Here is a 15,234-nt window from a genome sequence, read left to right on the forward strand (position 1 = left end):
TGCCACCTTTTTTATAGAATAATAAGCAAATTGTTAAATACCAGGGTTCGGTTATAGGCAAAGGATTTTGCCTTTTTACGGACGATCGATACGCCCAGATAATCAAGCGCTTCATCCGGTTTTTCGGATTCTTCAAAAGGATTGTAGCTGGTGCTGTCATCCCTGAGCCGAATATAGATATCCTCTTCAAATAGCGCGATTTTTATATGAATATAATGCGGTTTGCCATCATTAAAACCGAAATTAATAATATTAGCTGCCAATTCTTCAATGGTCAGGTTAATGAAATAGGCGTTCTTACTGTCAATATCCAACCGTTCGCAGAAGGCCTCAATTTCGATTACACATTTTTCCAGCTCTTTAATATCAGAAGAAAGGGTGGTTTCATATAGTTTATCCTTAGCAATAATCGGTTCCTTAAATAATAGCAGATTTCGGTAACCACCCTGTTTCTTGATAACTAAAGCCGCAAAGAGCAGGATCACCATGGTAGCCGTTTCCGCCGCCACAATTGCTAATGCTGTTCCGCGCACTCCAAAAACCGGAATAAAACCGGCCGAAAAAACGATCAGTAGCAATAATCCCCGCATAAAGTAAATCAACCCCGCCAGGGTCGGGCGCTTAATGGTCTGATAAAAGTGTGCCATAACACAGTTAAAACAGGTTTGCACTACCCCGAAGGCAAAGATTCGGATGGTCTGAGCGACCAGTGGCAGATTTTCCGCTACTCCAAACATGGCCGCAATCGGTTCTGCCAAGATAAGCAAAAACAGGGCGCATAAGGCACTGAGTAAGACCGCTGTCTTTAAAGACAATCTCATGGTGTTATAAACCCCTTCGGTATCCTTCTCGCCGGCAAAGGTTGCCACCAGCGGTGCCAGCGCCAATGAAATACCATCAAAGATGGCATAGGCAAACAGCGATACATTAAAAAGGATATTATAGACAGCCAGTCCCCCCACCTCCGCTGTCACACTGAGTAAATTATTGATGACGATCAGGGTGATTCCCTGATAAATAAAGGCCGATGCAATCCCGAAACCACCCTGAAAAAGCTGATAGCCCGCTTTTGGGCTAAGGGAAGTCTGACATAATTTAAGGTGGTTATGTTTTTTAAAAAAGTGCTGTGAATAGATGATAATCGCACACGACTGTCCGATAATCATAGCCAGTGCCCCGCCAAACACGCCCATATTCAGGCCAAAGATGAAGACGAGATCCAACACCAGATTCACTACCACCGAGACAGTAATCCCCAGGGTCGATAAAAACGGATCAGCGTCACTGCGAATCAGTAGCGACATCACCGGAGCCACAATAAATATCGGTGCTGCGAGCACAATCGGCCACATATAGTCGCTGGCCGTCGCAATTCCCGCCCCGCCGGTGAGGCTAATAATGGTCGGCAGAAAGAGGCTTCCCATGACCGCAATAATGACTCCCACTGCCACGGCAAAAAACATTGCCACGGTAAAATAAGATCTAATTCCATCTTTATCCTCGGCTCCAATGGACTCCGATACTTTTAGCGATCCACCGACTCCAAAGGCGTAGCCGAACAGGTTATAAACCGCATATACCGGCATTGAAACTGCCAGTACCGACAAGCCAATCGTTCCAAAGGCATTACCCAGAATGATCGCATCGACAAAAGTTCCCAGCACCACCCCAGCCGAGGAAAGGATGCTATTGATAACAAATATACGAAAAGCCTTGTTAACAAAATGTTGATTATTCATGATGCCTTCTCTCCACGCTCCACTTTTTTCATTCTTAATAAACTATATCTGAGGGAACTGCTCATTGATCGATTATCAAATGATCGAGTCGCTAACAAAATCATCCCATCAGAAAAAAGTTATACGTTGCTATTATAGCATATATTATTCATGCTTTGTCCAAGATTTACTTAATTAATTGTGAAGTTTTGTAAAAATTTCTAATAGATCAGCTTTAATTTTGACATCAAAAAAGCCTGAGTATCACCTCAGACTTTTTCTAATCGTCTTCATTTGAAAAATAAACACGTTAATCATTCGATTAGCATCACCCATACTTCCATCTTCGTTGTCTTCGGGTCATGACTGGCATACCGTTCTATCGCAAAAGGCATGGTCTTTAATTGATGTTTGGGTAACCATGTTTCAAATAAATATTTATGCGCCTTATAAACGGCATCCATGACAAGATGTTCAAAGTCCTCAGCTTCAAATTGGCAGACAATATATTCCCCTTTTGATAGTTTCCATGAAACGTAGCCATCCGGAGTTTCCTCAGAATCTGCCGCTGCTCCAGCAAAATAGCTGTAGTGCCCTGCTTTTTCGCTTCCATAAGCGACCCCGATCTCATCACCCTCAGGCATAATCCCGATCACTTTCGATTTTTGATGATGAAACCTATCCCACAGGATACCCAGAACGTCAATACCAGTATTGCCGCCGCCCGGCATTTCTTCGATTCGTTCCGCTGTGGTGAGACCAATAAAATATTCTGGTTTCGTCAACTTTAAACGACTGATTTCGATGACAATACCCTCTGTAATAAGCGGTATATTTTCATCAATCAGAACATAATTAAGTAGCAACTGGGGTTTTGCAAAATTATTTAAGCGTACTGGATTGCCCCGATATTCTTCCGGCGTCATTCCAAAAGCCTGTTTAAAAGCCCTGGTAAAACTGGTGTGCGATGAAAAACCAAAATCGAGAGCAATGTCCAGAATCCGTTTCTGACTGCTTATCAGCCTTTCTGATGCGCCTGCCAGCCTCCTGAGTTTGATATACTCATTCACCGGTTTTTTCACCAATCGACTAAAAAGTCGTTGATAGTAAAATGGAGACAGGGCTGCGATTTCAGCTAAAGCCTCAATGCGCAATTCATCAGCAAGATGATCCTCAATATAATCAACCGTTTTTTGTATTTGTTCCCATGCGTGCATTATAAGCACCTCCTTTTAAGCATAGAATAGCATGCTCACATACCCTTCGCTTGATCGCCAATGCTCTGTTTCTATTTTACCACCTTAGACGTCTTAACCAGCCAAATAATTTTTGTTTACATCTTTTTCACCAGTCGCTTTTACTTCAGATAGCCTCTTTTACGATTGAAATCTATATTAGAATTTCTTAATGATTTCTTAACTCAGAACCATTTCAAGATAGCTTTAAGCATTAGACTATATATTATGACTAAGCAAAGCCTCATCAAACACTTAACCTATTCCAACCTTTCATGAAAGCAACGGTCTCATCAAAGAGCGTTGTTTTTATTTTTTGAATAGTTGCACCCTCAGTAATAACTCGCTAAATTTATTAATAGTCAATTCGTTTAAAAAATGATAGAATATAACAATTATGAATTCTCATTTTAGCATCATTTTTCATTGAATAAATCTATTCCTAAACTTAGTGGAGGTAACCATCTTGCGAATCACCAGAGACGAATTTCACGGACGTATAAAATTATCAAAAAAAGAGAGCGCGGATACCAGTACAGAAAAACCTTCAGAAACCCCGGCGCCTTCCGAATCGACATTAAGCGCTTCTACGAATCTTCCCAAAAAGAACAAAAACAAGGGCGATTTAACCACGAAGTTATCGGATTCTGAAATTAAAAAGCAATTATTAATCTTAGCTGAAGAAACAATCAATCAATTATCGGACCCCAACAAAGTACTGCGCGATGTCGAAGATATCTATCTCATTTTTAAAGGGCAGATGATGGTCATCAACAAGTGCCGCTTACTTTCTGTCAGTGAACAACAGGAGCAGAACGCCCAGGTATATGCCTGCTACTATAAAAAGAAGTTTGAGCTAAAAAAACTGGAAATGCAAAAAAAGAAAGCCTGAGTTTTCAGTTCTGCTGACTATTTTAAAATCCTTATGTGCAATCGAAACAAAAACCATGGCGCTAAACGCGCGCCATGGTTTTTTTCGTGATTGTGGGTCTTCTCTTTACTTCAGATACGACTAAGCAAGCCGTTTGCCCGACTCACTGCAGGCTTTTAAGCAGTCTTCGTCGGGAATTATCATTAATTTAAATCCATCATCACCTTAAAAGTGCGGAAATTTTAATATCCTCAACTTTATTCTAATGCTTCTCTGACATTTTTCAATTCCTGGATAATGGCGATATTCTGGGGACAATGCGCTTCACATTTTCGACACTCAACGCAATTAGAGGCTTTAGCATCTTTGGGAAACATCGTAGCATAGAGAGATTTGGCCTTTTCCAGTGTATCAAACAAATAGGCATTGTTATAAAGCGAAAAATGTCCCGGGATATCGACCCCGGATGGACACGGCATACAATACCGGCAATTTGTACAGTTGACCTTCATCTTTGCCATTATTGTTATCCTGGCAAAATCCACTAATGCTTGTTCTTCTGTGGATAAGGAGTTGGCCGCACCTTCGTTTGCAGTACTTAAATTATCGATCACCTGCTCCATCGTTGTCATGCCGCTGAGTACCACGGAAACCTCCGGATGATTCATGACCCACCGCAGCGCCCATTGAACCGGGGTTCTTTTGATTGGTGCTTGATTCCAGGCGGCTAAAACTTCTTGGGGTAATTTATTGACCAACGCACCGCCTCTGATTGGTTCCATAATGATTATCCCCAATCCTTTACTAGCCGCATATTCCAGACCTTTTTTACCAGCCTGATAGTTTTCATCCAGATAATTGTATTGAATTTGACAAAATGACCAATCATAAGCATCGACAATTTCGACAAACAAATCATAGTCATCATGAAACGAAAAACCAGCGTGTTTGATTTTACCGTCTTTGATTGCCTGATCCAAAAATTCAAGGGCTCCCAGGTTTTTTAAGTTTTGCCAGAAACCTCTGTTTAGGCCATGCAATAAGTAAAAATCGATGGTATCGGTTTCTAAACGGTTTAGCTGTTCATTCAAGATTCGATCCATGTCTGCTCGTGACTGAATCAGCCATGAGGGCAGCTTTGTCGCGATTTTAACCCGTTCCCGATAACCATCTCTTAATGCCCTGGCCACAAAAGGTTCGCTCTCTCCCGCTTTATGAAAACCGATTCCGTGATAAGGATAGGCCGTGTCGATATAATTCACCCCATTGTCAATGGCATACCTTAGCATTTTTACTGCTTTCTCGTCATCGATATGGGATTGAACCCCGTCGACAACAGGCAGACGCATACATCCAAATCCTAAAACTGAAACCTCTTCATTTGTCTTTCCAAGTTTTCGATACAACATTCTTCTTTCTCCCTTGTGAATCGGTCTGTATTCTCCGCTATCGATTTCAGGTCTTTATGCCCTTTTGACAAACTCGGATTTTAGAGACATTGCGCCAAAGCCATCAATTTTACAATCGATGTTATGATCTCCATCAACCAGACGGATATTCTTTACCTTAGTTCCCTTTTTTAGATCCTGGGAACTGCCTTTAACCTTAAGATCTTTGATAAGAATAACCGTGTCACCATTGCTTAAGATATTTCCATTTGAATCTTTGACTATCTTATCGTCTCGGCTATTTTCGTTTGTTGCGCTTAAGATCCATTCATGGGCGCATTCTGGACAAATTAGTAATTCTCCATCTTGATAGGTGTATTCTGAGTTGCATTGCGGACAATTTGGCAATTGTTTCATCGTATTATTCTCCATTCATTGTTTGTTATTCTTCGCTCGAAGCGTTATTCATCCTATCATAATATCACTCTATTAAACAAGTTATCCCAATGGTTGCTGCGATAGATTTTAGGCTTGTGTCAACTGCTGTTGTTTTTTATCCGCATACATTTCTTCATCGGCTATTTGAAGCAATGCATCGATATTATTGCCATCCTCGGGAAATACCGAGGTACCAATACTTACCGCAATTTTACAGGGATACTCAACCAAGTGAAAGTCATCTTTAAAGCTCTTTATCAGTCGTTCCCGAGTCTGCTGCAATACCGTGCCGTCCTCGATATCCGGCATAATAATAAGAAATTCATCGCCACCCAATCGAAAAACTGCCTCGTTTGTCCGAGTACACCCTTTCAAAACCCGCGCTGTCTCAACGAGAACCAGATCACCAACGTTGTGTCCATAGGTGTCATTAATTTTCTTGAAATGATTTAAGTCCATGCTGATAAACCCGACATGCCGATTATTTCTTTTGGCAGCAGCCAAAACCATCGCCCGGTATTCATTTAAATAATGTCGGTTAAAAAGACCGGTTAGGGAATCATGACTGGACATAATCCGTAATTGATCATTTGTTTTAAGAACTCTGTAAGTTAATTGCCCAGCCCCAGCGGCAATTAAAAAAGCAAACAAAATGGCACCTTCAAAAATCAGCTGATTGTTTTGCCAACCGTCTTTGGGTGAGACAACAACCTGCCAGTTGATAAAATCGGGATCGATGTCAAAACCTAACGGCGCTTCTCCTACGATACTCATGGCTCCATAAAATGGCACCCTTTTATTTTGATCGTTGAAGATGGCGACCTTTAATCCAGCATCAGCTGCATAGGCATTAATCTCTTCAATGATTTTATCGCCATTAAGGACGATACTGATCTGTCCCCAATAACCAGTCTCCGGTCTGATAATCGGAAGACGGATAATAAAACCAGTTCCCCCCTGAACCAAGTCAACCGGCCCCTGTAAGACTGGCTCCAGTTCATTTTTAACCTTAAGCACCAGCTCCTTTTGACCCTCAACCATCGACAAGTCAACTCCGACTGCCGCAGCATTTCCTTCCTTAGGATAATTCCAGATGATAGTCGTATCTTGAATGACGCCAATGTTCCTAATTTGATTTTCATTTTTTGACAAGAGCTTATCCATATAGATTTCGGCCTCTGCTTGATCCAAATCGGGATTCATTAAGAGATAGGCTTCAAAGCCCTGAACCAGGGTTTCATTGGTAAAAATCAAACGTTCTACCCGACTTTTAAAATTGATAAATTTATCGGTGGCTTTTAACATCTCCTGCTGTTTTATACTATTCATCAGCATCCCAATAATCAGCAAAAAAACCATTAAGAGAAAAAAAGTTATCGCTACTGAAATGAGAATCGCCAGTTTCTTTTTAAAAAGACCTTTGTTCTGATCCATCTTTTGTCTCCTATAAAACCGTTAATTTTTAACCTTCTAAGTTTATCATCAAAAACGAATAAAGGCCACTAGTAATAACCGCACGGCTACAAAAAAATCCATAATTTTCGAATTTCTCGCCGCGGTTGTCCTAATTTGTTTTTTTTAGTATAATGGAGCTATCATTATCTTTGCTGCTTATGTTTTCGTAATCTGCGGCTTGTCCTGTAAAATAATAATAATTTAATAATTTTTCACTATTTTCTCCCTCGCAAAATAAAATTTTAGAAAGGAGTTGGTTATAATAAACATTCTTTTTGAGAAATTCAGAGAGGTTCTGGTTTCGGTTTTACCAATCACACTGATTGTTGTTATTTTAAACTTTACCCTTGTTCCCCTTGAACTCCCGATTATGCTGCGCTTTCTGCTGGGTGCGCTCCTGATTGTTGTTGGGCTGACGATCTTTCTCTTCGGTGTAGATCTGGGTATCGCACCGATCGGAAATTTAATGGGAACCCATATTACCAAAAGTAATAAGGTCTGGATTGTCATTGTTTCCGGCTTACTGCTTGGTTTTTTTATCTCGGTTGCCGAACCCGATCTCCATATTATCGCCGGGCAGGTGGCCATCGTTTCTGACAACATCATTACAAAGTTTGAAATCATTCTTTATGTTTCAGTGGGAATCGCCCTACTCTTGACTCTTGGTTTTTTAAGAATCATTTATAACAAATCTTTAAGTATTCTTCTGACCATCCTGTACGGACTGATTCTGATTGTCTCCCTTTTTACCACCGAGGAATTTCTGGCGATTTCTTTTGATGCCTCTGGGGCGACGACCGGTGCCATGACGGTTCCCTTCATCCTCGCATTAGCGCTAGGAATTTCTTCCCTTAAAAAAGGCCGTGCCTCAGAAGATGACAGCTTTGGTCTGGTTGGCATTGCCTCGACCGGCGCCATTCTCGCAGTGATGCTGATGAGCGTGGTAAAGGGGACAAAAGAAATAAGTGGCAGTCTTGACGGCGAATTGTCCAATTCAACCGCTATTATTCTGCCCTTTTTACAAAAACTGCCGACCATGCTTTACGAGGTCGCCCTGGCTCTTTTGCCGATTGTGATTGTTTTTATCGTTTTTCAGATCATTGCCTTTAAATTAAAAAAACGACCCCTAAAACGAATCATCAAAGGCCTGGTTTATACCCTAATTGGGCTAGTTCTTTTTTTAACTGGCGTTAACGCCGGGTTTATGGAAGTCGGAACCCTGGTCGGTTATACCATTGCCAGCCTTGATAATAAAGCCATTTTAGTTGGCATTGGCGGCCTGCTTGGACTGGTGGTGATTTTGGCTGAACCGGCGGTTTATGTCCTCACCAAACAAATTGAAGATGTCACCAGCGGCTATTTAAAACGACGGGTCGTTCTGGTTGCCTTATCCCTGGGGGTTTCCCTGGCGGTCGGCTTATCAATGTTGCGGATCATCGTTCCAGAAATCAAACTGTGGCACTATTTGTTGCCGGGTTATCTTCTTGCGATTGTTCTAAGCTATCTTGTCCCCAAGCTTTTTGTGGGGATGTCTTTTGATTCTGGCGGGGTATCTTCCGGTCCCATGACGGCTACCTTTATTCTTGCTTTTGCCCAGGGTGCCGCTGCATCCACCGAAGGGGCGGATGTACTGGTTGACGGTTTTGGACTGATTGCCATGGTGGCAATGATGCCAATCATTGCCCTGGAAATTCTGGGTCTGATCTTCAAATTAAAAACTGTAAAAGGAGGCATTTCCGAAGATGAACATGCTTGAAAACACACTAAAAAGAACCTATGAAATGCTGGCTGTCATTGTCAATTTCGGCGTTGGTTCGAAGGTTTTGCATTTGGGGAAAAAATGCGGAATTTCCGGGGGAACGATTTTTTTGGGAAAGGGCACCCAGCATTGTCTGCTCAACGATTTTTTTGATATCTGTGATGAACGGGTGGAAGTGGTTCTAATGATCGCCCGAACGGAAAAAATCGAGTCAGCCGCTGAGACGATTAGCCAGAAATTTAAATTCGCAAAAGCCAATCATGGTATCGCCTTTACGGCAGCGCTGAATAATTTTTTAGGGGTTCGAAATTGTTCCTATGATAAAACGCATGAAGAAGGAGTCTATAAAACAATGTATGAAGCTATATTTGTGATTGTCGATCGCGGCAATGCTGAAACAGTTGTCAGTGCGGCCGAAGCTGCCGGGGCAAAGGGCGGAACCATCATGAATGCTAGAGGCTCGGGAATCCATGAGTATTCACGACTCTTTGCCATGGATATTGAACCGGAAAAAGAAGTGGTGATGCTAATCCTGGAAACTGAGAAAACGGAAACGGTTGTCAATGCTATTCAGGACGCTACTGAAATGAGCAAGCCTGGGAATGGGATTATTTTTACCATTGGTGTTAACAAAACCTATGGCCTCTACCAAAATAATCACTAATATGACTCTGTCCAAGTGGAATTTAGAATAAGCTCACTAGATTTTGCTGACGCCAAAACAGGTCGCTGTGTTTACCTAAAACACAGCGACCTGTTTTTTGACGTTCTTGATTACCGCTCGCCAAATTACGCCAACAATTTTTCAACCTGATCTTTCATCTCAAACAAGGTACATCCGCCATGGTTACCGGCATTTTTGGCAATCTCCCGCAGATCCGCAAAATACTGGGATCTAAGCACAGCTTCCACCGAATCACTAGTCAGGTTCTGAATGGCATGGGGTGAAAAGGGACAGGGTTCGGCATCGCCATAGGGATTAATATGAAAAAATCCCCGTCCCGAAGCCAGACAGCCACCCAAGGCCTCCTCATCGCCGGGAAATGAGAGCACGACCATTTTTCGAAAGTTTTTTTTGAGTGCGAGACAGATATCCTGGAGTCTTTGAATGTCCGTCTTTTCTAGCATCAGATCTTCTGTTCCTGTTTCTACCGGTACATATTCGACATAGAGGGTCACGCCACAGCCTTTGTCTTCCAGACTTCCCAGAAAATCAGTTCTTGTCACCAGATCGATGTTTTCTTTTGTGACTGTAATCGATGCCCCGAACAGGATTTTTCGTTTCTTTAAGGCTGCCATGGTGACTTCAATCTGTTCATGGGTACCGGTTCCGCGGCGAGAATCGGTTTCTTTAGCATTTCCTTCGATACTGATAATCGGAATCAGATTGCGATGCCGATCGAGAAAAGCAATCGTTTCCTCATCCAACATCGTGCCATTGGTAAAAATTGGAAAGATTATCTTTGGGAACTCCCCGGCCAGCTCCAGAACATCTCGGCGTAAAAAGGGTTCTCCACCGGCCAGCAGAATAAAGGCGACCCCAAGACTTCCCGCCTGCTCAAAAATATTTGCCCACTGACTGGCAGCCATATCCGCTTTGACGGTAGTTGAGCCGCAGCCTCCGCCAGCCCGGGCATAACATCCGGCACAATGCAAATTACATTGGGAGGCGATGCTGGCAATCAAGAACGGCGGCACGTGCAGACCTTCTTTTTCCTGTTTTTTTCTTCTGACCGTACTTTTTGCCATCTCCGGCAAAACGCGCATTAAAAATGTCCGGCCTTTGGCGTTATCCAAATAGAATCGTCCGGCGGTTTTCATGATTTGGGCGATTCCCTGATCCATCATACTATTTAAGTTCATCTAGCTTTCCTCATTCCTTATCTGATAAATTGATGCAAATTGTTCGATATGAGCCATTAAAAGAGCCATTGCTTCGTCTTCCTTTTCTGGCATATTGTCATATTGACATAAAAGCGTGTAAAATGGTGCGTAAAACTGCAATGCCATAATTTCCGCTGGCCCCTCTTTGTAACTTCCCTGCTTGATCATCTCAGAAAATAAATCGGTCTGAAACTGAAAGGCATCATTGAAAAACCAACTACGCAAGGTATTAGCGGTATCCTTATTATTGTATTGCTCAATGGTCAACATCCTGCGAAACTTTGATGCCTGCGGATCTTTTAGAAAAAAAAGAAAAACGGCCTCACAGGCTTTTTTAAGCCAGACCAGATCATTGCGGCCATATTCCCGGGCGACACTTTCCATATCTCCCTGGGGTAACCGGTAAAAGGTTACGGTTTCTTCAAATTTTTTATTCATCCACGTAAGTAAGGTGTCATAAATTGCCTGCTTACTGGCAAAATGCTTATACAGTGAGCTGTCCTTGATTCCCACTGCATGGGCGATTTCTTTAACCGTCACACTCTGATAACCTTTTACCGAAAACAGATTCAGTGCTTCCTCTAATATTATTTCTCTGGTATTGCGTTTTGTCATCACTTCTCCTTAAACTTCTTCCGAAAAAATAAAAGCTAGCGTTCATTAGCTTTATTATAGCTAATGAACGCTAGCCTGTTAAGTCAGGTTTTAAAAATTATTTTTTTCGCTATTAATTTCGGCCAAAGCGCTGATTGTAATAGGTTAGCGAATAACGATATAGCTCATCTCTGGCAATGTCTTCCTGATCCTGATTAAAATTTTCGGTCATGATCCAGCACATAACCCGACCATTTTCGCCAAAATGATCGACAAATTCCCGAACCGCTCGACGTATTTTATCTTCTTTCCATTGAGGCTCAATCATCAAAAGTCATTACTTTTCCATAGGCGGAATGAAGATAATCCGGTTCATTAATAAATAGCTGGGGAGTCCACATATCAATTCCCATTTCCAGCATCATCGGCACATATTGAATATTCTTGCCGCAGGAATGGAGTTCAATAAAGGCAACCTTTTTCTTTAGATAGTCCATAAATCGTTTGGTGGCTGGCATGATCTGTTCCCGAAACATCTCGTTGGAAAAAAACAGATCGCTGGGTACCCCAGTCGTCATGATAAAGAACCCCATCGATTCTACCATAATAATCAATGATCTTTTGTGTCGATTCAATCTTGTAATCAGCCATTTTCTGAAAAAATTCTTCCAGTAACTCCGGTTCTTCATAAAAAGCCATCCGGCTTTCTTCAAAGGGAAGCATTTCGTGGAGCCGCTCAAAAATGCCTTCCACACATTCATAGACATGGGGTCGTTCTGAGTCCAACATTTTCTGGATCTTCTGCCCATCGGTTTTAAAATCCACCAGGGATAAATCCGGCCAGTTCAGATCTTCCTTCCAACACGAAAAATCTAAAATGGCTCGGGTATCTGGCTTAGTAATCATTCACCCGCTGAATCAACCATTATCCAATTGACACCTCACCAATCATAGCCATCGACCTCAGGCACCGGGTGATCTTCCATCGCGTCCGGCCAGACAATATTGGATTCATAAAAATAAGCTGGCATCCAATAGGGCTGCTCACCTTTGGCACAGCCAATATAATTCTCCCTGACACCGATCACCCGATTCTCAATGGGTGGTTTAGGCTGTTGAAAAATCCAGGGGAAACTCCCTGGTGCCTGCCATGACTTTGAATAATCCCGATTTGCTGCCACTTCCATAAATTTACTCATTATTGTTCCTCCTACAAGTTAACACGGCGTCTCTCATTGAGCATTTCCAAAAAACCGAAAACCTCAAACTTAATTTTGCCTGTCATTACGATCTGGACTATGCTTATAAAAACTTGTTTTTTACACCTCATCTGTATCTAAGCGATTCAGGTTTTTTACGCTCTCGAATAGACAGCGCCAATTTATAGATGAACCGCTGTTTTAAACGCACTATTTACAGCTTCAGCAATATTACCAACTTCAATCGCATCTCCAACCACAAAAACTTCAGTTGGCGCGCACTTTGACGCAATTCATCAACCAACTGATGTCTTGGAACTATTCCAACCGCCAGTAACACCGTGTCCACAGACAGGGTATGCTCAACTCCGGTGGTTAAATCGTCGTAGTAAACAGTCTGCTCATCAATGGACTTGAGTTTTGCGCTGGTGATTACTGAAATCTTTAGCGTTTCTATCTTTTCCAATAGGTCCTGCATCGTACCACTGGCGGTCATAAAGAAGTTAGACAGATCTGGCGCCATTTCAAGTACCGTTACCTGCTTTCCTTTTTCAGTCAGTTCAATGGCCGATTCAATCCCAATCGCACCACCACCAATGATCACTATCTATTCTCCCACAGTAACACATCCCATTTCACCATCAGGTGCCCAATGAACATGGGGTAAATCGGCCCCGGGAAGATTTGGAATCAGAGGATCGGCTCCCCCCGCCAAAATCAGGGCATCAAGTTGCTCAGCATCCAGCATTTCTGCCGTTACTTCAGCATTCAAATGAATCGTTCCCACAGATTCAGTGCTTCCTCTAATATTATTTCTCTGGTATCGCGTTTTGTCATCACTTTTCCTTAAACTTCCTGTCAAATTGTATTTGAATTTTTTATAGGATCTTTATTTTGATCTGGATATCTGCATCAGCTAATCATGCAAGGATTGAGTCTCCAAAATCACTCAGTTTTATTAATAATATGCTTAAATTTTCCACTTTGCGGATGCTGCATCGGTGTCAAATCAGAAAAAAAGATATGGGCAGTCGTCACCCCATGATTGGCCAGAAAGGCCGATAGGTTTTTCTGTGCCACTTCAAATAAGTTTTGTGGATCGTCGCCGATATTGGGGGCGATTCTCAACTCAAGACTATTCTGTCCATGGGCAATCAGTTGAAACCGGAGTATCCCATGGATTTCTTTGAGCGTTGCGTAAATCGCCAGCGGCGGAATTTTGATGATCTTTCCATTTTCATAAAAGGTCAAAATATCATCCGTCCGTCCCTCAAGGGTCAACCAGGGTGACGGATTGTTGCAGGGGCAAGGTTCATGATGCATGACCACCCGGTCAGTGACCTCGTAGCGGATGAATGGCTGGGTATAATTATAAAGGTTGGTAATCAGGATCTTATCCGACTGCACCCCATCCGGCACTGGCTGATTCTGATGGTCAACCGGCTCAACAATGATCCAATCATCATTGATATGAAAATGCTTTTCCGGACATTCACAGGCAATGGTGCCGCCTTCAGTACAGGCATAAGATGTTTGAACCGGGCACCCAAAGGCCGCTTCCAGGGCGTCTCTAAGCTGATCGCTCAGGTATTCGCCACCGGTCATAATGATTACCGGAGTAATCTTAAGCCGCCCACTTTTCTGTTCATCAATAAGCAGCTCGAGAATAGTCGGATAGCCCCCCAGCATCGTCGGTTTAAAAGCATTTAGGTCATCGACGATCCGGGCAATTGGATAAAGGGCACTGGTCACACCGAACTGTCTTTTTTTCCAGGGCATCGATAATAAGCGGGCCCGGACCGAACTATTTCCCAAATAAAAACCACCGGTTGCAAAAACCCCCATGGCTTTTCCGCCCCCTTTCAGAAAGGACATAAAATCTGCTTTTCTGGCAAAGCTTCGCATCATGTTGATTCCAGCCATAACATTATTGGTGGATTGGTCGCATAGTGCTACTAAGGGATTGCCCGTAGAACCGCTGGTGGTAAACACCAGATACTTCCCCTTGATTTTTCGACCGATGTTGTCCAAATCCATCATAAAAGTTTCTATTTCATTTAAGGTGATATCATTTGTAGTTATCCAGTCATCAAAATGCGCCATCAGATCGACTTTGTTTGTTGGCGGCAAATCGCTCAGATTAAAATTCTCGCCAATGTTTTGATAGTGCTCGCGATAGTAAGGGCTGTTCTGCTTGACATGTGCCACCAGACGGTTAAGCCGCTCTGCTCTGACTCTGGTTTTTTCAGAATCGCTCATTTTTTTATCGCGATAACAAAGCCAGATCGCCTTCATTAAGCTGATTTTTTTCATACTGATACTCCTCGTATAATATGTTTAGAACCATTACTTTACGGGTCTAAACATATTTATTTTTTATTGTTAATTGAGATATCCTAAGGCTAAATATCATTATAGAATGATTAGCGAAGGACAAGTGATCGGTGCTTGTGGCAACTCCGGCAACACCAGCGAACCGCACATCCACATTCACCATCAACGGAGGGAGGCTGGAAACCCGGCTCTCGCTGATAGACGGCGATTAACTGCATACCTCGATACCACCAGGCGGCCACATGCGCCAACAGATCACCCAGGCAGTGGATAACCCTGGCTGTTTCACTTTTGGCAATCTTGCCGGTCATCAGCCTGTTTTCACCGATGCGGTATCCTTATTTTCTGTCGTTTTCCAA

The 15,234-nt window shown here is 42.6% G+C and carries 17 protein-coding genes; 3 read left to right on the plus strand and 14 right to left on the minus strand.

Annotation, left to right across the window (positions count from 1 at the left end):
* Window positions 1-11: 11 nt before the first annotated feature.
* Together QZ998_RS05315 and QZ998_RS05320 are read right to left on the minus strand one after the other, a co-directional pair.
* Window positions 12-1,739 carry an MATE family efflux transporter gene (locus tag QZ998_RS05315; protein ID WP_296558651.1) on the minus strand — a complete coding sequence of 576 codons (1,728 nt, stop codon included), beginning with the start codon at window positions 1,737-1,739 and terminating at the stop codon, window positions 12-14.
* Window positions 1,740-2,032: 293 nt separating this feature from the next.
* Complete coding sequence (locus QZ998_RS05320) at window positions 2,033-2,935, minus strand: AraC family transcriptional regulator (RefSeq protein WP_296558653.1); 903 nt, start codon at window positions 2,933-2,935, stop codon at window positions 2,033-2,035.
* Between the two features lie 484 nt (window positions 2,936-3,419).
* Between QZ998_RS05320 and QZ998_RS05325 the strand changes: the two genes are divergently transcribed.
* Window positions 3,420-3,845 (plus strand): hypothetical protein, encoded by a 426-nt coding sequence (locus QZ998_RS05325; RefSeq protein WP_296558655.1) that lies wholly within the window; start codon window positions 3,420-3,422, stop codon window positions 3,843-3,845.
* Between the two features lie 236 nt (window positions 3,846-4,081).
* Here the strand turns inward: QZ998_RS05325 and QZ998_RS05330 are convergent, their stop codons facing one another.
* The 3 genes from QZ998_RS05330 to QZ998_RS05340 form a co-directional block, all read right to left on the minus strand.
* Entirely contained in the window at window positions 4,082-5,233 is a 1,152-nt protein-coding gene (locus tag QZ998_RS05330) for an aldo/keto reductase (RefSeq protein ID WP_296558657.1), read from the minus strand.
* 54 nt (window positions 5,234-5,287) lie between these two features.
* Window positions 5,288-5,629, minus strand: coding sequence for a zinc ribbon domain-containing protein YjdM (locus QZ998_RS05335; RefSeq protein ID WP_296558659.1), 342 nt, complete (start codon window positions 5,627-5,629; stop codon window positions 5,288-5,290).
* Between the two features lie 108 nt (window positions 5,630-5,737).
* Window positions 5,738-7,084, minus strand: a complete 1,347-nt coding sequence (locus QZ998_RS05340; protein ID WP_296558661.1) for a diguanylate cyclase — start codon at window positions 7,082-7,084, stop codon at window positions 5,738-5,740.
* Between the two features lie 283 nt (window positions 7,085-7,367).
* On the opposite strand from QZ998_RS05340, the gene QZ998_RS05345 reads away from it, so the two are divergent.
* Together QZ998_RS05345 and QZ998_RS05350 are read left to right on the plus strand one after the other, a co-directional pair.
* On the plus strand, window positions 7,368-8,861 hold the full coding sequence (locus QZ998_RS05345) for a DUF1538 domain-containing protein (protein WP_296558679.1): 1,494 nt from the start codon (window positions 7,368-7,370) through the stop codon (window positions 8,859-8,861).
* Window positions 8,848-9,528 carry a P-II family nitrogen regulator gene (locus QZ998_RS05350; protein ID WP_296558663.1) on the plus strand — a complete coding sequence of 227 codons (681 nt, stop codon included), beginning with the start codon at window positions 8,848-8,850 and terminating at the stop codon, window positions 9,526-9,528. Before QZ998_RS05345 ends, QZ998_RS05350 begins: the two co-directional genes overlap by 14 nt.
* A 125-nt stretch (window positions 9,529-9,653) precedes the next feature.
* On the opposite strand, the gene QZ998_RS05355 is transcribed toward QZ998_RS05350, so the two are convergent.
* The 9 genes from QZ998_RS05355 to QZ998_RS05395 all read right to left on the minus strand — a co-directional run bounded on the left by QZ998_RS05355 (window position 9,654) and on the right by QZ998_RS05395 (window position 14,854).
* Entirely contained in the window at window positions 9,654-10,727 is a 1,074-nt protein-coding gene (locus QZ998_RS05355) for a radical SAM/SPASM domain-containing protein (protein WP_296558665.1), read from the minus strand.
* The gene (locus tag QZ998_RS05360; protein WP_296558666.1) at window positions 10,728-11,363 is read right to left on the minus strand and encodes a TetR/AcrR family transcriptional regulator; all 636 of its coding nucleotides are present in this window, start codon (window positions 11,361-11,363) and stop codon (window positions 10,728-10,730) included.
* Window positions 11,364-11,475: 112 nt separating this feature from the next.
* Window positions 11,476-11,670: a hypothetical protein gene (locus QZ998_RS05365; protein WP_296558667.1), complete on the minus strand. Its 195-nt coding sequence runs from the start codon at window positions 11,668-11,670 to the stop codon at window positions 11,476-11,478.
* Window positions 11,663-11,839, minus strand: a complete 177-nt coding sequence (locus tag QZ998_RS05370; protein ID WP_296558669.1) for a hypothetical protein — start codon at window positions 11,837-11,839, stop codon at window positions 11,663-11,665. The genes QZ998_RS05365 and QZ998_RS05370 overlap by 8 nt, the downstream gene beginning before the upstream one ends.
* The gene (locus tag QZ998_RS05375; protein WP_296558671.1) at window positions 11,805-12,248 is read right to left on the minus strand and encodes a hypothetical protein; all 444 of its coding nucleotides are present in this window, start codon (window positions 12,246-12,248) and stop codon (window positions 11,805-11,807) included. Before QZ998_RS05375 ends, QZ998_RS05370 begins: the two co-directional genes overlap by 35 nt.
* Window positions 12,249-12,283: 35 nt before the next feature.
* A complete protein-coding gene (locus tag QZ998_RS05380) occupies window positions 12,284-12,541 on the minus strand; it encodes a hypothetical protein (RefSeq protein WP_296558673.1) in 258 nt (85 codons plus the stop codon).
* A gap of 214 nt (window positions 12,542-12,755) precedes the next feature.
* Window positions 12,756-13,145, minus strand: a complete 390-nt coding sequence (locus QZ998_RS05385) for an FAD-dependent oxidoreductase (protein WP_296558675.1) — start codon at window positions 13,143-13,145, stop codon at window positions 12,756-12,758.
* A gap of 3 nt (window positions 13,146-13,148) precedes the next feature.
* Window positions 13,149-13,328: a hypothetical protein gene (locus tag QZ998_RS05390; RefSeq protein ID WP_296558677.1), complete on the minus strand. Its 180-nt coding sequence runs from the start codon at window positions 13,326-13,328 to the stop codon at window positions 13,149-13,151.
* A 158-nt stretch (window positions 13,329-13,486) separates the two neighbouring features.
* On the minus strand, window positions 13,487-14,854 hold the full coding sequence (locus QZ998_RS05395; protein ID WP_296558678.1) for an AMP-binding protein: 1,368 nt from the start codon (window positions 14,852-14,854) through the stop codon (window positions 13,487-13,489).
* Window positions 14,855-15,234 lie beyond the last annotated feature (380 nt).

The sequence above is a fragment of the uncultured Acetobacterium sp. genome (assembly GCF_927416815.1).
Taxonomy (GTDB): domain Bacteria; phylum Bacillota; class Clostridia; order Eubacteriales; family Eubacteriaceae; genus Acetobacterium.